Consider the following 20,779-nt stretch of genomic DNA (forward strand, 5'->3'; position numbering starts at 1 on the left):
GCTAGTTTTACATTAGGAAAGGTATATGTTCGCCATTATTGAGCTTGGAGCCAAACAATTTAAGGTCTCTGCTGACCAGATTTTCGTAGCAGATAAAACTGCCAATGCAGTGGGCAATAGCTTCGATGCCAAAGTTCTTTTATTATCCAGTGAAAATAAGGTGAACGTTGGCTCCCCCGTACTTTCTGGGGCAAAGGTCACTCTTAAGGTCATAGAAGACTGCAAAGGTGACAAGATCCACGGTTTTAAATACAAGAAGAGAAAAAATTATAAGAAGGCATGGGGACATAGACAACAACTCCAAAAGTTTCAGGTTGTTTCCATCAGCGCTTAGTTGGTCATCATAGAGATTCAAATTAAGGAAGGATTGATAGAAGGGTTTCGGATAGAGGGTCATGCACCGATCGAGTTTGGTTCTCCAGGAGAGAATTTGCTTTGTGCCGCAGTTTCGATGCTAGGCCAAACACTTCACTCTTATCTGGCAAAGGAAGGGGTGCTCTCCCACGAAAGAAAGGAAAATGGTTTTTTGGAGCTGAGCTTGCAAGCTGAAAAGCGCACTGCCTACAAACAAGCAATGGAGCTTGTTCGATTTGGCCTTCGCTCCTTAGAAACCCAATACCCTAACATCCTAAAAATAAAAGAAAGGCAATAAATAAGAGGTAAACAATGGCTACAAAAAAAGGTGGTGGATCCACAAAGAACGGAAGAGATTCGGTATCCAAGAGATTGGGAGTCAAGGTGTTTGGTGGTCAAGTCGCGGTTGCTGGCAATATCATTGTAAGGCAACGTGGCACACAATTCAAACCTGGTAAAAATGTTGGAATTGGTCGTGACCATACCCTCTTCGCTCTTACTGATGGTGTCGTAGCTTTTGAATACGTAACCAAAGAGCGCCAACAAGTTTCGGTTTACCCAAAACTTTAATCCAAACCCTAGCCTAGGCTGGGAGTTGTGGAGGAAGAACCCGTTTGGAGTGAGACTCGGACGGGTTTTTTTTATTCAAAACAATGTCAAATTTCATAGATGAAATCCAGATCCGAATCCAGGCCGGTCACGGCGGCGCGGGATCTGTACACTTCCATAAAGAAAAATTTGTAGAGTTTGGCGGTCCAGATGGTGGTGACGGCGGAGATGGAGGAGATGTGGTTTTCCTTGCCGATACCCGGGTCATAACACTTGAACAGTATCTACCCGACCGCCTGTATTCTGCAGAAGATGGACAAGCAGGAACTGGCAACCAAAGGCATGGAAAGAACGGAGCTGACCTTATCCTAAAAGTTCCTATCGGTACCCAAATCTTCGATTTCGAAACACGAGAGTTGCTCTACGATTTTACAAAAGATGGAGAGACGGTTCGTCTTGCCCAAGGAGGTCGAGGTGGAAAGGGAAACACTTTCTTTAAATCCTCTACCCACCAAACTCCCCGTTTTGCGCAACCAGGCGAGGATGGACAACGATTTTCTATACTACTGCAATTAAAACTGATTGCTGATATTGGGATTGTTGGACTGCCCAATGCGGGAAAATCTACTCTCCTTGCTAAAATCACACAAGCACACCCAAAGATTGCTGGCTATGCCTTCACAACACTCTCTCCCAATTTGGGAGTTGTTAGGCGCCATGAAGATTTATATAGATATACTGTTGCGGACATCCCTGGTATCATTGAAGGTGCTTCCAAAGGAGTGGGATTAGGCCTCTCTTTTTTGAAACACATCGAACGGGTTCGAGGGATATTATTTTTGTTTGATGGAAGTAATCTTTACCTAGAAGAAGAGCTGAGTATGCTCCGCAACGAATTAGGTTCCTATAACGAAGCTCTATTGCAAAAACCCTACCTACTTGTGATCAATAAGATTGATATCTGGGATGATCCGAATTTTTCTCTGGAAGTACAGAAATCCTATTCACACTTAGGTGAAGTTTTTTTGATATCAGCAGATAAAGATATAAACCTCGATGCATTATTGGACAAAATGGACGAAGTGTTTTTCCCGGACCAAATTACATGAGCACAGAAAGAATAGACCTACTCAAATCCTTGAAAGATACAAAAACAATTGTGATCAAAATAGGATCGGCACGTGTTTCGACAAGCCCTGAAAAAACAAATGATTTTCTATATGGTTTGGTGGGAGAAATCCGTGCCTTGCGGGACCAGGGCAAAAAAGTGATTTTGGTTTCTTCTGGTGCCATTGCGCAAGGAAAACGTCTCTACTCAAAGATCAAACTCTCTGAGCCAAATTCGCAAATCGCTTTGGCCGAAAAACAAGCATTCGCGGCAATGGGCCAAAATCGGCTCATGAATTTATATGAAAGTTTTTTTAGTCGAGTCAATATCCCGATTGCACAGATACTATTTGGCCGAAGGGATCTGGGAGAAGCGCAAAACTTTGTAAATTTAAAAAACACCTTCCAACAACTATTGGATTGGGGTGTGCTCCCTATCGTAAATGAAAATGATTCTATTTCAACCGAAGAAATTAATCTGGGTGACAATGATGTACTTTCATCGATTGTAACCGCCACTGTGGGAGCCGAAATGCTCATCATCCTAACGAGTGTAGATGGATATCTAAAGGATGGGAAGCCTGTTCCTTTTTTGCAAGAGATTGGCGAGGCTGAGGAGAAGTATGCATTAGGTCCATCCGGTCCAGGAACTGGTGGCATGATGACCAAATTAAAGGCAGCAAAGTACATCCTTCCTTTCGGAATGAAAACTGTGATTTTAAATGGGGAAAGAAAAAACATCATCTCCCAGTTTTTTCAAGATCCAAACATTGGCACCTTGATTGCCAATCCAAAGATAAATTTCTTTGCACCAACAGAAAAAGAAGTTCAAAAAAGATTTTTTCAGTGAGTCGACTTAGGAAGGATTTCAAATGAATACAGATTATGAAAAAGAAGCACTAACACATGCCAAACAAGCAAAAGAAAGTGTAAAGTTCATTCGGAGTCTTTCTACCCAAAAGAAAAATGCGGTTCTCAAAAGGTTTTCTCAACTACTGGAAAGCCATGCGCAAAGCATCATAGTTGAAAATAAAAAAGATATGGAAAACGGTAAATCGAAGGGACTTAGCCAAGCACTCCTCGATCGTTTGCTCCTCGATGAAAAGAGAATCCTCTCTATGAAAAAGAGTGTCGAAGATATTGTTTCTTTACCCGACCCAATCGGAGAGGTCGTCCGTGGAGTACAATTGCCAAACGGTTTAGAACTCATAACCAAGCGGGTACCCATTGGTGTCATAATGACCATCTTTGAATCAAGACCGAATGTAATTGTGGATATCGCTTCCCTTTCCTTTAAATCGGGAAATGCATGCATTCTAAGAGGAGGTTCAGAGGCATTTCACTCAAATCTAATCCTCAGTGGCTTATTCCATGAAGCCTTGATAGCCGAAGGACTTAGCTCCGATTGTGTCGTCTTTGTAAAAAGTACCGACAGGGAGGCGATGTTGCCTTACTTTCAATTGGACCAATTGATCGATATCATAGTGCCAAGAGGTGGGGAAGCTCTTATCCAATTTGTTAGCAAAAATAGCAAAGTTCCAGTAGTGAAGCATGACAAGGGTGTCACAAACCTATTCATCGATGCGAGCGCAAAAGAAGGGATTGTTTTACCCATCCTTTTGAACTCTAAAATGCAGAGACCCGGTGTCTGCAATGCGCTTGAGAATTTATTTATTCATAGAGACTATCCAGACATTTCCTCACTTTTGGAAGCATTAGCTGCAAATGATGTTAAACTTTTGTTAGATGAAAAATCTCTTCCCTTCTATCCAAAAGCAAATAAAGCAAGCGAGGAAGACTTCTACCTTGAATTTCTAGATAATCGATTGAGCGTAAAAATTGTCGAGAATCTGGAGGAAGCGATTCAAAACATAGAGCGCTATAGCTCTGGTCACACGGAATGCATTCTGTCCGAGAGCCAAAGCAATATTTTAGAATTCCAAAGTCGTTTAGATAGTGCTTCCATTTTTGTGAACTGCTCCACCCGTTTTCATGATGGTGGTGAGTATGGATTGGGAGCTGAAGTAGGAATTTCTACTGGCAAATTGCATGTAAGAGGTCCCATGGGACTCATCCATTTAACTACAACAACTACATTTGTTACTGGGAATGGCCAAACAAGAGTATGATCATCTAATATTCTTTGGAGGTAGCTTTGATCCTCCCCATTTAGCACATTTAGAAATGGTAAGGATATTAAAAAAGGATTACCTTTCAAAAACTAAGATACTTATCGTACCTAATTACCAATCTCCATTTAAAGACCAAAAAAGTTTATTACGTGAAGACATTTTGTTACTATGCAAATGGAACTTTGCCTCCATTTTGGATGAGAATACGGAATTGAGTAGTCTTGAAATCTCAAAGAAAGAAAAAAGCTATACAGTGGAGACTCTGGAAGAATTAAAATCTAATTACAGCCAAACGAAGATTTCACTCTGTATGGGTGAAGATAGTATCCTCACACTACCTACTTGGTTCCAATATGATCGTATCAATCAACTTGTGAGTAGCTACCTTATTTTCAGAAGGCATACTCCCTCACCTGTTGAAATTAAATTTCCCAACAATTCCATTCGAAACAAATCAAAAGTATACGACAATCCACTTTGGGATATTTCTTCCACAATGATCCGAAACAAACGGAAGCTCTCCCTGGCAAAGATTCACTTGGAGGAGAAAGTATTGGGAAGACTCGTGGAAATAGGATGGTTTTCAGAAGATAATGAGTGAAGATGATTGGATCGAGTTCTTTAGCAAAGAAGTTCCGAAGCATATAACAGAGAGTCGATGGCAACATTGTTTGCGTGTAGCCAATTTTGCCAAAAGACTTTCCGATCTAAATCACAACCAGAATCAAAAAAAAGCTTATCTTGCGGGCATACTTCATGACATTACAAAACAAAAGAAAACAGAATTTCATTTGGATCTTTTTGGCATAAAAAATCTACTCGATCAAGTCAAAACAATGCCGAAAGAAGCATACCATGCCTGGTCTGCTCCCATTTATATTGAAATCGAATTTGGGTATCAAGATGCGTCTGTTTTCCAAGCAATTCGATCTCATACTATGGGTGGAAAAAACATGGGCCTATTGGAAAAAATCCTCTACGCATCTGATTTTTTAGGTTCAGAGTATGCAGGTAGACAAGAGCTATTTCCCTTTTGGGTAGAGAAGGTTGAAAAAGACCTTAACTTTGGAGTCAACCTCAAAGCATCTCAAACAATAAATAATCTGATTGAAAGCAAACGTCCAATCTCTGAGACTACATTGGAAACCTATCACAACAGCTTACCAAAGAATACAGAATGACTCGAGATCCTAGATCAAAATTTAGTTTGAATCAAATCCTTCTCGCGGCGGCGATTGGGATCTTTTGCATTGCTCTCTTAAGCCTTTTCCTACGCAATAAATCTGGCGGAGGCACGGGGCTTAGGTTTGGAGGGGGGAAAAAGACTGTTGTCCTCTTTCACTTTCTTTCGGACAAAGATGAATTCCTTTTTTCGGTGTATGCGGAATTTTACAGCCAAGAAAAAAAGGCTGCCTTATTTTTTATCAACCCACTCACAAGTTTAGAAGATGAAAAGACCTTGGAGGATTATGGGAAAAAAGCTCCCGATGAGCTTGAGTCATCTCTGGAAGATATATTTGATGCATCGATTCCAAATCAAATTACGTTTAAAGCTTCTTCTTTCAGAAAGACTGTAGACCTATTGGGAGGGATAGAATTTTTCTTCGAACCAAAAAGCAATCGAGTTACAGAACGCTATGAACGTAAACAGAAGATCTACCGACTAGATGGCGAAGATGCATTCGATGTGATTTCTTACCTAAAAGAAAAAAAACTCATTCACTATATACATAGACTGGAAATCCAGGAGAGTATGTTTCTCAGCTTCCTCGAGGCAATCCACCACCAAGGGGAATCATTCAACAAGACAAAGGTAGGCTTTTTACATGAACAAATCGAAAACAATCTTTCCTTGAAAGAATGGGAATCTCTCTTCGATTTATTTAAAAAAGAAAAGTTTACCTTTGGAGTCTCCGAATTACCAGCAGAGCCTATCCTAAGAGCCAAGAAAAAAGATGAAATTTTAAAAGCGAATGAAGAAACTGTAAAAGTTGCCTTTGCAAAATTTTCTTCTGATATTCGATCTGCTTATTTTGTAGATGGCGAAAGAGCGAGAATCGAAGTATTGAATGGAACTCAAAAAAGTGGGCTTGCCCGCTACGGTAAATCTTTGTTAAATGACAAAGGACTCAAAGTATTGTCTGTGGACAATGCTTGGGATTCTTCGTTTACCCAGAGCGTCATTTTGAATCGCTCGGGGAATACACATTATACAGATATCATATCTGAAACATTTCAAGGTAGAAAGGTGTTCTACGCTTTGCGAAAAGATCTAGGCTTAGACGCAACAGTCATTCTAGGGGAAGACTTTCAGAACTCAAAGGAATAAAATGACCAAACTTAGTGAAGAAACGCTCTCGCATCTCAAACGTATCCAAAAAAGTCTAACAGAGAAAAAATGTGAAAAGGTTGAGATCCTAGATTTGAGATCGGTTAATTCTTATCTTTCCTTATTCGTGATTGCCACCGTAAAAACGGAAACCCAAGGAAGAAGTGTGGCAAAGGATATCGAGAAATTTATGAAACCGCTAAAACTTGCAGAGCGGAGAAATCACATCACAGACCTACCCAAAGATGCTACAGGTTGGATTCTCTTGGATTATGGTGAGATTTGTATCCATATTATGACCGAGGAAATGAGAAATTACTATGCACTTGAACGACTTTGGGGAGATGCAAGTCCAATCCAATTATAGTGAGTCTTTGTAATTAAAAACACCACCTTACGTTTGAAAAAAGGTTCCTTACTTTTCACGTACAACTTTCTTCTTTGCATTCTGGATGAGACCTAGTCTAAAATAGGATGCTTTGTCCCCTTCAGTTTCTCTCCTCATCACTTAAATTTTCTTGCTTCCGCCATTCTATTTTTGATCTTGTAGAAAGAGGGAGTTTTTAAGGCCTACTTGTGAAACGATCGACGCAATTAAATGCAGGAAACGGCAGATACATTCGAATGTTGACCAAATGGTTAATGATTTTTTTTGCCCTCCCTCTATTTTCCCTGGTTGGTGAGGAGACTTTTGAGGACCAAATGACTCGTTTCCGAGAATCGGAATGGGTCGTGAATACAAATCCGTTCCCAACAAATGAGGACTCCAAGGTTAAACCTCTATTAAAACTGAGCATACAAGAAGCAGTCCAGAAGGTCATCGAAAGCAATACGATTGTTCAAAATGCAAAACTCGAAATTGCGAAGGCGGATTCTCCTGAATTGAAAAACCAATCGCGTTTTACCTGGAAAGCGCTTGCGGGAATCCAATCAGCCAAACAGGAATTTCCCGAGAATCGAAACAATATCTTTGGGGGAACGAAGCGTTCTCAAGATAGAATTTCAGCAGGCATTGAAAAACAATTCCAAACTGGCACATACTTCAAAGCTGAAGTGTCGACCGTTCGTTTTGACACAAATGCCTTTGAAGACCCGCTCAACCCTCTTACTTCAAATTTTACGGCTTTGGCTGCTCCACCAATGTATACAGGGGCTGTCTCCTTTACGCTTTCCCAAGAATTATTAAAATATGGATTCGGTAGAACAGAAGCAGACAAAGAAAAGCTTTTGAAAAACCAAACTTTACTCGTAAGAGAGAATTATATCAATTTGTTAACGCAAGTTGTGGTGAAGGTTCTTGTAGACTACTGGTCTTTGAGTATCATTGATTCACAAATTGCAACGTATGAAAGGCTTCTCAAAAATACAGAGGAGATCCGTTCATTGACAAGACGTAAACAAAGTTTAGGCCTATCGGAGAGCTTTGAAATCAACCAGTGGAACCAAGCTGTATTTAAAGTAGAATCTCAATTGGAAAAGGCAAAAGTTGATAGAGTAGAAGCGGAACGAAATTTGATCCGTATTTTGAATGCCGATACCGGTTCTTCAATTTCTGGAGTTACAGATTTGTCTGAAGACTTACCGAAAGGCATCGATCTAAAAAAAGATAAAGTTTATGCACTTGAACATAGAATTGATTACTTGATTTTGAAGCGACAAAAAGAAATTGCAGGTTTGGCATTTCGCAACGCGGAAGATGAAGACCAACCTTCTTTAAAGGCTAGTCTGACCTACAGTTCTATTAACCAGAATTTCATGTCTCCCCAAGAGAACTTTATCGCCAGACAACAGATGGGATTAAATTATATGAATAATTTCCCACAAATAAATGCTGAACTCAAGATGAGTTACCCTCTATGGGATCAGGGTGTAAAAGCAGGGATACGTGACGCCAAAACAAACTTACAGATGTTAGATTTACAAATCAGTAATCTAGAACAAGAGATTCAACAAGATATTGATAATAAATACGAATCATTACTCGCAAGCCATCAAGTTCTACGAGATATCCAAAAAACGAAAAAAGAAAATGAAGCATTTTATTCAGGTCTACTTTCTCGTTTTAGACAAGGAAGATTCACTGCAGTAAACATAAAAAACGCTTTGGATGCGCTTGCTCAAACCGAACTAGCTGTTACTCAAGCTAGGATCAATTTTAATATCAATTTAATTCGCTATGAATTGGCTAAAAATTCACTCTTTGAAAAATACGGACTGAATATTTATGAGATCCTCGAAGAAGTAGAAAAAAGAGCCGCCAAAGAAATGGAAAAACTATGAAGCCATCTCTTCCAAACTCAGGTTTATCTGATATGGTCCAATACAGAAGAACCATTCACAAAACGCCAGAGTTAAAGTATGAAGAAGAGAAAACAGCTGCATTCGTTACCAAACACCTTTCTAGTTTAAACTTTGGTTTTGAAGACAAAATTGCAGAAACGGGAGTGGTGTGCCTGGTAGACTCAGGTAATCCTGGTCCCACAGTGATGGTTCGCGCGGATATGGATGCCCTACCCATTTTCGAAGAAACCAAACATGAGTATAAAAGCCAAATTGATGGAAAGATGCATGCCTGCGGCCACGACGGCCATACTAGCATCTTGATGAAACTTGCTTCTGATTTAAAAACACATCTCCAGGCGATCGTACCAAAAGGAAGAGTTCTTCTCTGCTTTCAACCAGCCGAGGAAGGTGGTTCTGGTGCCAACCGTATGATAGAAGCAGGTATCCTTGAGAAATACCACGTAGACGCATGTTTTGCTCTTCACCTTTGGAACCACATTGACATAGGAAAAGTGGGTGTTGTGGACGGAACCATGATGGCATCGGTTGATGAATTTGTGATACGAGTACAGGGCAGAAGTGGGCACGGTGCCCTTCCGCAACACACTGTCGATCCGATTTTAGTCGGGTCTCATTTGGTAACTGCCTTGCAAAGTATAGTATCTCGGAATGTAGATCCATTAGAACCTTGTGTTGTAACCGTGGGCAGTTTCCATGCTGGCAATGCTTTCAATGTGATCCCAGAATCTGCCGAGCTGAAGGGTACAGTTCGTACCTATTCAAAAGAAGTTTACAATCTGTTTCCTGAGAGATTAGAATCTTTAGTTCGTTCTGTTGCCAAAGGATTCGGAGCGGACATTGATTTTAAGTACACTAGAATCGATAAACCCACGATCAATGATCCTGAAATGGCAAACATTGTAAGACAGGCTGCGAGGAATGTGCTCGGATCTGATTGTCTTACTGAAGAAAATACCCGAACGATGGGCGGTGAAGATTTTTCTGCCTTTCTAATGGCGCGGCCTGGGTGCTATTTTTTTATCGGTTCCCGTAATGAAAAAAAAGGTCTGATCCATCCACACCACAGTTCTTTTTTCGACTTTGATGAGGATGCCATGCCAGTAGGCCTGGCCGTCATGAAAGAAGTCATCCGCCTCTATCTTTCCAAAGATTAAATCTCGAAATTCTTGACTTTCCACCCCTTTTAAAAAATTAGTTAGATATCTAACTGATTGGAGAGTTCTCATCATGATACACTATAAAAATGAAGCTGGAATCCAGACCATCACTCTGGACACAAATGAATCGAATAGTTTTAATCTCGAATCCTTCCAACGATTTGAAGAAACTATATTGAAAGCTAAGTCCGAAAAAGGAAAGGCTCTTGTGATTCGTAGCAGCAGAGAAAAAGTTTTCTCGACTGGCTTGGATCTGGCAACCATTAGCGGTTCAGCGGATGATGCGGTACTAAGGAAATTTTTAGGTTACTTTTACTCTATCTTGAAAGAGATTTATAGCTACCCTCTTCCAGTGATTTCAGAGGTTTCGGGACATGCAATGGGTTACGGAGCGATGATTGCACTTGCGAGTGATTTTCGAATGGGTTTAGATGGAATGAGAATCGGACTTCCAGAAGTCAAGATAGGAATCCCTGTTCCTAGTTTTGTGGCAATGCTTGCATCCGATGTCATAGGATACAAAAATGCATCGGACCACATCTTAACAGGGAATGCTCTAAAAACATCAGAGGCATTCACCTTAGGTATGTTTACCGAAGTCCACCCTGATGCAACTAGCTTAAAATCAGCTACGGATAAATTTGTGAATCGATTGGTTAAAAATTCTATCTCAGCCATGTCCCAAACGAAATCTGCATTAAGAAAACTTCGTAAGAATTACGAAGATCTCATCAATGACGATATACCTACTACTTTGGCCAGCTTACAATCTCCCGATGCGAAAGAGGGCGTATCAGCAAGTGTTCAAGGTAGAAGACCAGAATTTAAATTTTAAGATTTTTTGGTATGTAGATAAATTTTTTCTAAAATTTGGAACAATATCTCTGATTCTTTTGGCTCTACTCCCCAAAGTTTCAGAGAGAATACTTTAGCAGAGATACGCAGAGCGACTTTTCGAAATTCCTTCCCCGATTTTGTAAGACTCACCATATATTCACGTTTATCCTCTTTGCTACTTTCTTTTTGGACAAGTCCCATAGCTTCTAATTTATGAACCAGTATCGTTACGGTGGGTTTCTTTCGGTGGATCGATTCGGAAATAGTGGTCATATTGACAGGTGATTTCTTTCGGATAAGGTAGGTCATAATCTCAAAATGCGTAGCGGAAAGGTTTTGGTATCCCGCCTTATCGAGCTCAGTTTCGATCACCTCTACAAGGAATTCAGATAGCCTTCCAATAAATTTTATAGAATTAAATCTTTGTGAATTCGCCACAAGTAAATGCTAAGTTCTCAATGCTTCAATGTCAGAAATTTCTTTGGGAATCATCGCTGTTAGATTGAGAGGGGTTTTTCCTTGTATGCAGATATCATCCTCAATGCGGATTCCTATACCTCTAAATTCACCTGGAATGGTTTCATCATTGGGATCAAAATAGAGTCCCGGTTCGACTGTTATCACCTGACCATTCTTTAACTTTCTACTTTTTCCATTCGTATAATAAGTACCGACATCATGTACATCCATTCCCAAATAATGACCTGTTCTATGCATATAGAATTTGCGGTAGGCTCCAGATTCCATGACGGAATCAAGCGACCCTTTCAGAAGTTTCATATCGATTAGACAATCTGCTAAAAAACGGCAGGTCTTTACATGGATCTCATTAAATTCTTGGCCTTCTACTGAGAGTCGTATTGCATTTTTTTGCGCAGCTAAAACTATTTCATAAACCATTGCTTGGACGGGAGAAAACTTTTTTCCAGCTGGAAATACTCGAGTTACGTCCGCTGTGTAATAACGGAACTCTGCTCCTGAATCGACCAGTATTAAGGCATCTTTGGCAATCTCTGCGTTGTTGGATACATAGTGTAAGACACAGGCATTCTTACCTGCAGCCACAATGTGACCATAGCCCCCACCCCAAGCTCCTTGGCTCAGGTATGACTCTTCCAGAATTGCTTCCAATTCATATTCAAACATTCCTGGCTTCACTGCCTTCATGATGCGGGTATGGCCAAGGGCCGTAATTTCTGCGGCTTTTTGTAAAAGGGCTATCTCTTCTTTTGTTTTGTACAATCGCATTTCATGCAAAAAACTTGGTTCCACAATTTGAGAAGGAGCGACTTTTCCTTCTCTCACTCGAGAGGAAACTTCTCGAACTAGTTGCAATAAAGACGCATCCCGGTCGCGATCATATCCAAAGAAATAATACAATGAATGGTAACCTTCTATTAGCTTGTACTTTTCTGTTTCCCAAGAAGAAAGGTCAAAGGTCTGGTCCAAGGAAAGCGCATCTTTGATTTTTTCTTTTCCAAGGCGAATCCCTGTCCATATCTCTTTGTTTTTATCTTTTTCTAAACAAAACATCCCAGTTTTATCTTTAGAAATAAATAAAATGCCATCTGCCTCTTCTATTCCAGTTAAATAAAAAAAGTCAGAATCCTGCCTAAATTTATATTCTACATCTCGATTTCTAATTTTATGATTTGCAGCAAATAGCAGTAGTAATGCGCCATCGGGTAAAAATTTTTGGACTTCTTTGATTCTTTTTTTATAAAGTTCCGTTTTCCAATCGTTCATGATTTGCTCCCTATGATCTCATTTAAGGACCTAAAGATTTTTTCTGGATCCTGGTTTAACATACATTTAAAGTGAGCCTCTGGGCATTCTCTCCCGCCATGTATCCCACAAGGACGACAAGATAGCCCTCCTACTTCCATGATCCTTTGTTTAGTTGAAAGTGATGAATAACCAAATGCTGGCACAGTAGCTCCATAGATCATAATTGTGGGTATGTCAAATGCAGAGGCAAAGTGTATGGGGCTGGAATCATTGGATACCAAGGCTTTGGCTCTTTCAATCCAAACAGCTAACTCACCTAAGCTGGTTTTCCCTATCAATGAAAAAAGTCTTTGCCTCTCTTTAGGTTTTAAGGGCTGTATTTTTAATAGTTGATCAATTCTTTGTTGGATGGAGATGTCCGCTTTTGATCCAACAAGAACTATGCTTTCTTTCCGTTTCCGTAGGATGTATGAAATAAGAGAGACAAATTTTTCTTCCGGCATTCTCTTTGTTTCCCAAAGGGAAGAAGGAGCAATAATGATGTATGATTTTGGGATTAACTTCCATTCATTGGCTATTTTCCAAAAGGCATCCGAATCAGCCTTTCTCGGATAAAGAAACGGCCGTCGATTTCTCCCTGAAGGGAAGTCTACAGTGGAATCGTAGCAAAGTGAAAACAGTTTATCAACTTCATGCATACCCATCTTCGGTCTAGGTACTTTTTTTGTATGGAGAAAGGCAAAACCTGATTCTTGGTAGCCAATTCGCTCTTTAGCGCCTGTTAGCCAACTTAACAAACTAGAACGAAAGGAAAAGTGAGCGGCATACACCTTGCTATACCCTTCCTCTCTCAAAGCCAAAGCAAATTGAAAAAAGCCCCAAGGACCTTTGTGTTTTCCCTTTTTATCAATGGGAAAAACCGCATTTAAATCTGGGTTTCCTTCTAAGATCGACTCGGTACCTAAATTGCAAACAAGGTGGATCTCTGCTTCCGGGTGCAAGAGACGCAAGGCACGGAAGAAAGGAGTGGAGAGAACCAAATCTCCTAGGAAAGCCGTTTGCAGTATAAGGATTTTTTCCTTCATGAATTTCTTTCTAAAATCGTAGCAAAATTGTTAGTAGCTAGTCCACCAATGCTGTGCGCAAGTGCAAACCTTTGCTCCTTTCGACTGGGAAAAAAACGACAAATTTCTACGATTTGTGCAAGGCCCGAGGCCCCGATAGGATGACCTCTTGACTTTAAGCCCCCAGAGGCATTGATAGGAAGTTGCCCTTCTGGGTGGCTAAGGCCCTCTTTCACCCATTGTAAGGCCTTTCCCCTCGGGATAAGACCTGCATCCTCCGCTCCAATCAATTCAAAAGTGGTGAATGCATCATGCAATTCTGCAAAATTGATCTCGCGGGCTTGGATCTTTGCTTCCGCAAATGCTCTTTGGAAGGCAATCACACTCGCAGAAAAACTAGGCTCTGCCGAACTCAAAAATTTTCCTGTCCCATGGCCCATCCCTTTTACAGAGATTTGACTTGGATCGGTAGAAAGTACAAGCGCAGCTGAACCATCGGATAAAGGGGAAATGTCATAGAGTCCCAAAGGAGAGGATATCATCGTTTGGTTTTCATACTCTTTCTCCGACAAATTCTTTTTGATTTGTGCGATTGGATTTTTCAAACCATTGTCATGGAGTTTTTTAGAGAGAAAATAAAGGTCACTACTCTGGTAACCATACATACTTAAATAGCGTCTCGTAATCATGGCTCCCCCTTGTGCCATGGACATACGCAATTGTTGTTGTCTCCTTGAGAGAACGGAACCTAACAAAAGATTGTTTTCTTCTCGGTTGAACTGTGACATCACCTCAGTGGCCAAAACCATTCCATGCTTATATCTGCCACTGAGAATCAGATTCACTCCTAATTGAAAGGCAGAAGCTCCCGCAGAGGAAGCAGTTTCGGATCGGATACAAAACGCATTTTGTAATCCAAGATTTTGCAATATTTTAGTAGGAAGGTGGAATTCCTTCGTGTATTGTTCCGGAGCAAAACTTGCAAATATGAGAAATTCGATTTTCTGTGCATCAAAGGATTGAAGAGATAGTTTCGCAGTTTCTGTTGAAAGTGATAATGAGTTTCCATTCCATTTACCGAATTGACTCAAGGAAGGTGAATGAATGTAAACTTTAGTCATGGGTTGATAGTTTAGGCTTGCTTGAAAAGTGAAAGCATTTTATGTTTCCTAATTATAGCGAAGCCGGGCGGGAAAAACAATGAAAGGTAAAAAAGAAATCTTAGACATCTTGGCGGAAGTGTTGGCTGCGGAGTTAACAGCGATCAATCAATATTTCATTCATGCAAAACTTTGCAAAAATTGGGGTTACTTAGAATTAGGTGATTATCTAAAAAAAGAATCCATAGAGGAAATGAAACACGCTGATGAAGTCATTGAACGCATCCTTTACTTAGATGGTATCCCTGACCTTCAAAAGTATATGAAAATCAATGTGGGACAGGATGTACCTTCCATGTTGGAAAATGACTTACAATTAGAGTATAGTGCAGTAGAGCGACTGAACCGAGGAATCGATGTAGCCGTTCAATGTAAAGACAATGGCTCAAGAGAGCTTTTGGAAAAAATATTGGTTTCAGAAGAAGAGCATATTGATTGGATCGAAACCCAACAAAATGTCATCAAAGAGATCGGTTTACCAAATTACTTGTCTCAAAAACTAGGAGATAGTACATAAAAACACAGTCTCACATATACCATGCAGTTTGCGGAGAGGGCCTTAGCCCTCTCGTCGAAGAGGAGATCCTCAAATCCCAACTCACGATTGTTTCCAAAAATCGAGGTGGCATTTTTTTCACCGGAAAAAAACAGAATATCATACAATTTGCACTTTCCACTCGGTTCAGTTCTAGAATCAATTTCCAATTGATCCAAGAAAAGGCTCAATCTTACGATGAGCTCTATGAAAAATGCAAAAAAATTGCATGGGAACAATGGATTGCCACTGAGCATAGCTTTCGGATCGATGCACAAACAAAAGATTCTCTTGGCAACTCTCAATTCGCCGTACACAAATTAAAGGATGCAATTTTAGATCGTTTCCGTGAAAAAAAAGTCCCTTTGCCGAATATTGACAAAAGGATTGCAGATATAACGATAGTTATTCGCTCTTTTTTAGATAAATTCAGTATCGAAATCTCTCTTACGGGCGAGTCAATTGGCCGAAGAGGATATCGTGTGGATGCTGGTAAAGCTCCAGTCCGCGAACCGATTGCCCAAGCTATGTTGCACCTTGGAGGTTGGAAACCTGGTGAACTTTTAGTAGACCCCATGTGTGGCTCAGGAACGATTTTAATCGAAGCTGCTCTCTACCAAAAATTAAATGGAGAAATCAACCGGTTTATTCTAGAAGAATCTCCAACCTTTCAGCTCTTATTTCCAGAATATGAATTCTCACAGATTCTTCAAACAAAACCTAAGGAAGCCTTGTTCTTTGGATACGATATCGATCCAGAATCGATTCGGATCGCCAAGGAGAATGCTTATGAAGCAGGTGTTGAAGATTGGATTTTATTTGAAGTACAAGATGTACTACAATTAAAAAACTCCTTCAAAAAACCTGGTTTTCTCGTAACGAACCCTCCGTATGGAGAGAGGATTGGAAAACCAATAGATAATCTTCGAGAATTTTATTTTCAGTTAGGAAAGCATTTAAAAAATTATTTTCCTGCTTGGAGATTGAGTTTATTGTGTGGTGAATTTTCACTTTTGGGAAAGCTAAACATGAAAGAGGAGTCACATCTACCCCTAAAACATGCCAATCTTAAAGCAAAAATTGTCCAATACCAAATCCGAAACTTAACGAGCTAAGGGCATGGAATCAAAAGATATCCTAGCAAAGGTTTTCGAAATCACAAGAGATCCGAGAGATGGACTCCATTTCTTACAGGAATTTAAGTCACTCTCGCCAGAATCTTTTGCCTTACTCTATGCAGATACAAATACAATATTCGAATGTTCGGAGGCACTTTTTTCTGATATCAAACTATTGTCGCGTTTGGACTTATACCCTGTTGTTTTTTTAGAAGAGGAATCATTTGAATATATCAAATTATTCTTCCAGTCATCCAAATTCCAGGACAATAGAGGGATTGGCTTTGCTTTTGAAGTGATTCCTGATGAAGGTGATTATCTTGGTAATGTAAAATCTTCCATTCGCTCCAAGAAAATTCCCGTCATATTATGGCAAAAGAAAGAGATTGGGCTCGTAGATTCTGTCTATCAGATTATCAATGCACTTCAGATCAATAAGGTTATCCAACTACACCATGAAGGGCCCATCTATGAAGAAGATAGTGGTAAAGTAATATCTCTCATCCCAACTGGCGAGGCATTAGAAAGATACAAATCTAATTTTGCCATTGAAGAATCAAACCGTGATTTGCATTTCATACAATTTGCCGAAAAACTCATCGAACTAAAAAATGACCCTCGATTTTCTGTTGTTTTGACTTCACCTTATACATTATTACGGGAGTTATTTACTGTTAAGGGAAGTGGGACCCTAGTCAAAAAAGAAAACAAAATTTATAAATTCACACAACTCAGCGAGGTAGATACAAAAAAACTATTTCAATTGATTGAAACTAGTTTTAGAAAAAGGATTAGCCCACACTTTTTAGCATCTCACTTTGACCTTCTCTATTTAGAAGAAAACTACCAGGGCTGCGCTTGGTTAAATAAAACCCAGTACGGTTACTTGTTATCCAAATTTGCAGTGAACGAAACTGCGCGGGGTGCAGGTGTCGGACGAGATATTTGGGATTTGATTTCAGTCGAAGCTATCCCCTTGTTTTGGCGATCTAAAACAACGAATACGATCAACAAATGGTACATGAAAGTTGCGCAAGGCATTGAAAAAGATGAGCAATGGTATTACTATTGGTTAGGTTTAGATCGCAAATTGATTCCAAACGTGATCGAACATTTAAAGACTATGCCAGAAGATTTTATTGCCCCATGAATCCAGTTTTTTTTTACGATGGCTCCTGTTCCTTCTGCACCAATCTTAGGTCTTTTTTAGAGAAACGGCTAGTGGACAAAACGATCTCTTTCCAATCCTACCTAAATTTTTCTGAATCAGAATTAAAAAAAATCCATCCCGATTTGCAGCATGCTATTTGTGCAGGAGAGGTACAGTACATTCGAAACGGTAAGAGATACCCCGGTTTTTTCGCTGTAAGAGCACTTTCCCATTCTTTGGCTATCTATCGTTGGCTGTCTTTTCTTTTGTATTTGCCTTTGGTTCCTTTTATTGGAATGGCAGTCATGTATTTTTTAAAAAGGATCAGGAAGTAGAGATTCTAATCCTTTCCAATCCATCGTAAAATTTAACTCTAGCTTGCAGAGCTAACCGATTGCCTTTGATTACTTCCGCTTTTTCACTTTCGGATATACAAATAGAATCTATAAGATTAAATAGTCTCTTGCTGTGTCCCTCATCGGCATCTAAATTAACTTGAAAAAACTTCCCTTCGGGTAAATCCAAATCCTTTTTCAGAAGAAAGTAGGCATTTGAAATTTTTGCATATTCTAATTTTAGCAAATATTCATTCGCTGGTCCTAAAGCTCCTAAACCATAGAAAAAACTCTTTCCAATAATTTCTTCCATTTCACCTAGATACTCTTTGGTTTCAGGCAAGGCATGCAGTCCATTCACATCAATATCTAATTTTTTGAGAAAATCGGTCAGGATAGAAACATGTGTTTCCTCAAGCTTTCCCTCTCCTAACTCTTCCCAAATATTCTCTACTAAAACAATTTTAGCCGATTGATTTTTTGTGAGACTAGCAACTCTTAAAAACCAATCAATGAATCCTATGGAAACAAAATATTCTTGTGACAACCACAACCTAAGGTCATCGATTCCCATAGATTCCGATTTTGCCAAAAGCCAGGGATGCTTTAAAACAAAATGGTCTCTAACTTCTACTTTGAGGGATTCTACAAAAAGACTCATTTTAAAATTTACCTTTTCCATATAAAAATCGTTTTGAGTTCTGATAATTAAATGCGGAAGAATCGATTATCTTTTGGAACATTTCACGCTTTGAAATTCCGGAGGATTCGCAAAGAATCGGCAAACAAGAATACCTAAGAGAGAGTCCAGGTGTAAGATTTGCCTCTAGAAAATAAAAGTTTCCATCCTTTCTCATAAAATCAAATCTGGCAGGGCCTACAATCTCTAGTTCCGTTCCTAAATCTAAAACGTATTTCTTCAAACTTTTTTCTTCGGAACTATTTAAATCAAAGATAAGAGTTTCTGGCATTTCAGATTTTGACTTGGTATGTTCATCATAAACTTTTCCAGGTGTGACAATTCTTGCAGGCTTTGTAGTAAGATACTCTGGGAAATGACCCAAGAGTCCAACTGTAATTTCATCACCTAATAAATATTCCTCGGCGATTACTTCATCGAAGAGCTCAAATAATTCACGGATTTTAGATTCATATTCTTTTTGATTTTGAATGATATTGGAATCGTAGATTCCTAAACTTGATCCTTCGAAATTTGGTTTTAAAAAAATAGGAAATTCTAAATCTCGCAGCTCTCTATGGCCTTTCTTTAACAATTGGGAATTAGATGTAGGGATAGCTAGCTTTTTTGCAAACTCTTTGCAAAGGGATTTATCCAAAGATACGATTTGGGCATAGGCATCTGAACCAGTGTAGGCGATCCCTAAAAATTCGCATAAATTGGGTATGTAAGCTTCCCTATTTCTAGACTGGTAACCTTCTATTAAATTCCAGACGAGCCAATTTTCTCGATCTTCAGGTCGAATGGCCACCAAACGTTCAACTAGTGAGATCCTATCAGAATAGATCAGACTATGGTATCCAAGTTCTTCTAGTTCCTTTTGTATCTCTTGGACCGAAAGTTTGGACTCCCATTCTTGGTTCCAAGGCCTTGGACCTTCTTCATAAAGATCAGCTGCTATCAATATGTTCTTCATTCTAATTGATCCCAAACGTTTTCACCTAGTATGGGATAGGTGAAGGACTCACTACTTTCTGGCTCAAAAGAGTAATGTACTTTGCCTGTCAAAGCAGATCGAAAGGCATGCTGACGGGTCTTGGGATTGTAGCCTAAATACCAATTTGGAGAGAGGGTTATTTTGCCTCCGCCAGCCGGTAGGTCATTTACGAAATGTGGGATGCCCATTCCGCCAATTTTCCCGCGCATATACTCTATGATTTGGATCCCCTTCCCGAGCGGGGTACGGAAACCCCGTGAGCCCGGTATCAATTCAGGGTCATACAAGTAGTAAGCGCGAACCCTCATTTCCAGAAGTTTCTTATGTAATTGGAGCATGGTTTCCTTGTCGTCATTGATACCCTTCAATAGAACTGCCTGGTTGCCGACAGAGATGCCAACCTTTAACAAACGCAAAATTCCTTCTTTCGCTTCCTGAGTGCACTCCTTTGGATGATTGAACTGTGTATTGCAAAAAATGGAAAGTGAATCATCATTGTATTTTTCTAGAATGGTAAGAAGGGATTTTGTGATGCGAAAAGGCAATGTAACTGGGTTCCTTGTTCCCAATCTGCACAACCTAACATGCGGAATCGCATTTAACTCTGCCAATATCCATTCAATGCGGGAGTCTGGGAGATTCAATGGATCCCCACCGCTTATCACAACATCCTCAATTTCGGGATGGTCTTTGATATAGGCAAATGCTTGGATTAAATCTGCCTCTTCCATCCTTTCGTCATTTGCCGAGACCTTACGGCCACGCATACAGTGGCGGCAGTAAACCGTACAAGAATGGTTCGAAAAAAGTAGAACACGGTTTGGGTACATATGGGTGAGTCCCTTCACAGGCGAAAGCCTTTCTTCGTGTAAAGGGTCAGGTGATTCTTCTGGGGAAAGGACAGTCTCATGCGAGTCCGGAACGATCATACGTCGTATCGGACAGTGCGGGTCAAAAGGATCGGAAAGTTTGAGGTAATAAGGACTTGCGGAAACATTGAGGCGAATCGTCTCCTTGATACCGATCTCTTCCGACTCAGTCAGGAGGAAGTATTTATGTAGGTCCTTTGCATGCACTCTATGTTTTAAGTGTGAATGATACTCTGCCCACTCAGTTTTGGCATACAGTTCGGCACGCGCCTGTATGATGGATTCTCTTACATGATTGCCTAACATAACTGGGAATTCCTTACTTGCCTTCTCACAACCGAAATCTTTCATGACGGTAATGCCTGTAAATCTACC

General features: G+C 40.0%; 23 protein-coding genes and 1 pseudogene. 17 read left to right on the forward strand and 7 right to left on the reverse strand.

Annotated elements, in window-relative coordinates:
- The first annotated feature begins 25 nt into the window (after positions 1-25).
- From rplU to DI060_RS03480, 13 genes and pseudogenes are all read left to right on the forward strand, one after another.
- Positions 26-334, forward strand: coding sequence for a 50S ribosomal protein L21 (gene rplU, locus DI060_RS03420; RefSeq protein WP_108973689.1), 309 nt, complete (start codon positions 26-28; stop codon positions 332-334).
- Positions 335-652: a ribosomal-processing cysteine protease Prp gene (locus tag DI060_RS03425; RefSeq protein ID WP_108973691.1), complete on the forward strand. Its 318-nt coding sequence runs from the start codon at positions 335-337 to the stop codon at positions 650-652.
- Between the two features lie 14 nt (positions 653-666).
- Positions 667-924 carry a 50S ribosomal protein L27 gene (rpmA, locus tag DI060_RS03430; protein WP_108973693.1) on the forward strand — a complete coding sequence of 86 codons (258 nt, stop codon included), beginning with the start codon at positions 667-669 and terminating at the stop codon, positions 922-924.
- Positions 925-1,007: 83 nt separating this feature from the next.
- A pseudogene (gene obgE, locus DI060_RS03435) lies at positions 1,008-2,006 on the forward strand (GTPase ObgE); the annotation flags it as partial.
- 2 nt (positions 2,007-2,008) lie between these two features.
- Positions 2,009-2,860 (forward strand): glutamate 5-kinase, encoded by an 852-nt coding sequence (gene proB, locus DI060_RS03440; RefSeq protein ID WP_108973697.1) that lies wholly within the window; start codon positions 2,009-2,011, stop codon positions 2,858-2,860.
- A 22-nt stretch (positions 2,861-2,882) separates the two neighbouring features.
- The gene (locus DI060_RS03445; RefSeq protein ID WP_108973699.1) at positions 2,883-4,139 is read left to right on the forward strand and encodes a glutamate-5-semialdehyde dehydrogenase; all 1,257 of its coding nucleotides are present in this window, start codon (positions 2,883-2,885) and stop codon (positions 4,137-4,139) included.
- Positions 4,120-4,743 (forward strand): nicotinate-nicotinamide nucleotide adenylyltransferase, encoded by a 624-nt coding sequence (locus tag DI060_RS03450; RefSeq protein ID WP_108973701.1) that lies wholly within the window; start codon positions 4,120-4,122, stop codon positions 4,741-4,743. The genes DI060_RS03445 and DI060_RS03450 overlap by 20 nt, the downstream gene beginning before the upstream one ends.
- On the forward strand, positions 4,736-5,323 hold the full coding sequence (yqeK, locus tag DI060_RS03455) for a bis(5'-nucleosyl)-tetraphosphatase (symmetrical) YqeK (protein ID WP_108973703.1): 588 nt from the start codon (positions 4,736-4,738) through the stop codon (positions 5,321-5,323). The genes DI060_RS03450 and yqeK overlap by 8 nt, the downstream gene beginning before the upstream one ends.
- Positions 5,320-6,471 carry a LytR C-terminal domain-containing protein gene (locus tag DI060_RS03460; protein WP_108973705.1) on the forward strand — a complete coding sequence of 384 codons (1,152 nt, stop codon included), beginning with the start codon at positions 5,320-5,322 and terminating at the stop codon, positions 6,469-6,471. Before yqeK ends, DI060_RS03460 begins: the two co-directional genes overlap by 4 nt.
- A gap of 1 nt (position 6,472) precedes the next feature.
- Entirely contained in the window at positions 6,473-6,838 is a 366-nt protein-coding gene (gene rsfS / locus DI060_RS03465) for a ribosome silencing factor (protein ID WP_108973707.1), read from the forward strand.
- A 335-nt stretch (positions 6,839-7,173) separates the two neighbouring features.
- The gene (locus tag DI060_RS03470) at positions 7,174-8,751 is read left to right on the forward strand and encodes a TolC family protein (protein WP_108974042.1); all 1,578 of its coding nucleotides are present in this window, start codon (positions 7,174-7,176) and stop codon (positions 8,749-8,751) included.
- Entirely contained in the window at positions 8,748-9,929 is a 1,182-nt protein-coding gene (locus tag DI060_RS03475) for a M20 metallopeptidase family protein (RefSeq protein WP_108973709.1), read from the forward strand. The genes DI060_RS03470 and DI060_RS03475 overlap by 4 nt, the downstream gene beginning before the upstream one ends.
- Positions 9,930-10,002: 73 nt before the next feature.
- Positions 10,003-10,767: an enoyl-CoA hydratase/isomerase family protein gene (locus tag DI060_RS03480; RefSeq protein ID WP_108973711.1), complete on the forward strand. Its 765-nt coding sequence runs from the start codon at positions 10,003-10,005 to the stop codon at positions 10,765-10,767.
- Here DI060_RS03480 and DI060_RS03485 read toward each other — a convergent pair.
- The 4 genes from DI060_RS03485 to DI060_RS03500 are packed head-to-tail and all read right to left on the reverse strand — an operon-like array spanning position 10,764 to position 14,682.
- On the reverse strand, positions 10,764-11,207 hold the full coding sequence (locus DI060_RS03485; protein ID WP_108973713.1) for a MarR family winged helix-turn-helix transcriptional regulator: 444 nt from the start codon (positions 11,205-11,207) through the stop codon (positions 10,764-10,766). The genes DI060_RS03480 and DI060_RS03485 overlap by 4 nt on opposite strands.
- Positions 11,208-11,216: 9 nt before the next feature.
- Entirely contained in the window at positions 11,217-12,515 is a 1,299-nt protein-coding gene (locus DI060_RS03490; RefSeq protein WP_108973715.1) for an aminopeptidase P N-terminal domain-containing protein, read from the reverse strand.
- Positions 12,512-13,582, reverse strand: coding sequence for a lipopolysaccharide heptosyltransferase II (gene waaF / locus DI060_RS03495; protein ID WP_108973717.1), 1,071 nt, complete (start codon positions 13,580-13,582; stop codon positions 12,512-12,514). The genes DI060_RS03490 and waaF overlap by 4 nt, the downstream gene beginning before the upstream one ends.
- Positions 13,579-14,682, reverse strand: coding sequence for a thiolase family protein (locus tag DI060_RS03500; protein ID WP_108973719.1), 1,104 nt, complete (start codon positions 14,680-14,682; stop codon positions 13,579-13,581). The genes waaF and DI060_RS03500 overlap by 4 nt, the downstream gene beginning before the upstream one ends.
- Positions 14,683-14,761: 79 nt before the next feature.
- On the opposite strand from DI060_RS03500, the gene bfr reads away from it, so the two are divergent.
- The 4 genes from bfr to DI060_RS03520 all read left to right on the forward strand — a co-directional run bounded on the left by bfr (position 14,762) and on the right by DI060_RS03520 (position 17,859).
- Positions 14,762-15,238, forward strand: coding sequence for a bacterioferritin (gene bfr / locus DI060_RS03505; RefSeq protein ID WP_108973721.1), 477 nt, complete (start codon positions 14,762-14,764; stop codon positions 15,236-15,238).
- 188 nt (positions 15,239-15,426) lie between these two features.
- Positions 15,427-16,371, forward strand: a complete 945-nt coding sequence (locus DI060_RS03510) for a THUMP domain-containing class I SAM-dependent RNA methyltransferase (RefSeq protein WP_439956879.1) — start codon at positions 15,427-15,429, stop codon at positions 16,369-16,371.
- Positions 16,372-16,375: 4 nt separating this feature from the next.
- On the forward strand, positions 16,376-17,524 hold the full coding sequence (locus DI060_RS03515; RefSeq protein ID WP_108973725.1) for an acetylglutamate kinase: 1,149 nt from the start codon (positions 16,376-16,378) through the stop codon (positions 17,522-17,524).
- Positions 17,521-17,859 carry a DCC1-like thiol-disulfide oxidoreductase family protein gene (locus tag DI060_RS03520; RefSeq protein ID WP_108973727.1) on the forward strand — a complete coding sequence of 113 codons (339 nt, stop codon included), beginning with the start codon at positions 17,521-17,523 and terminating at the stop codon, positions 17,857-17,859. The genes DI060_RS03515 and DI060_RS03520 overlap by 4 nt, the downstream gene beginning before the upstream one ends.
- On the opposite strand, the gene DI060_RS03525 is transcribed toward DI060_RS03520, so the two are convergent.
- Genes DI060_RS03525 through DI060_RS03535 form a run of 3 tightly spaced genes read right to left on the reverse strand, consistent with a single transcriptional unit; the run spans position 17,849 to position 20,710 of the window.
- Positions 17,849-18,520: an iron-containing redox enzyme family protein gene (locus DI060_RS03525; protein WP_108974044.1), complete on the reverse strand. Its 672-nt coding sequence runs from the start codon at positions 18,518-18,520 to the stop codon at positions 17,849-17,851. The genes DI060_RS03520 and DI060_RS03525 overlap by 11 nt on opposite strands.
- A gap of 1 nt (position 18,521) precedes the next feature.
- Positions 18,522-19,514, reverse strand: coding sequence for a D-alanine--D-alanine ligase family protein (locus DI060_RS03530; RefSeq protein ID WP_108973730.1), 993 nt, complete (start codon positions 19,512-19,514; stop codon positions 18,522-18,524).
- The gene (locus DI060_RS03535) at positions 19,511-20,710 is read right to left on the reverse strand and encodes a KamA family radical SAM protein (protein WP_244594280.1); all 1,200 of its coding nucleotides are present in this window, start codon (positions 20,708-20,710) and stop codon (positions 19,511-19,513) included. Before DI060_RS03535 ends, DI060_RS03530 begins: the two co-directional genes overlap by 4 nt.
- Positions 20,711-20,779: the final 69 nt, after the last annotated feature.

This window comes from Leptospira ryugenii (assembly GCF_003114855.1).
In the GTDB taxonomy this organism is placed as follows: Bacteria; Spirochaetota; Leptospiria; order Leptospirales; family Leptospiraceae; genus Leptospira_A; species Leptospira_A ryugenii.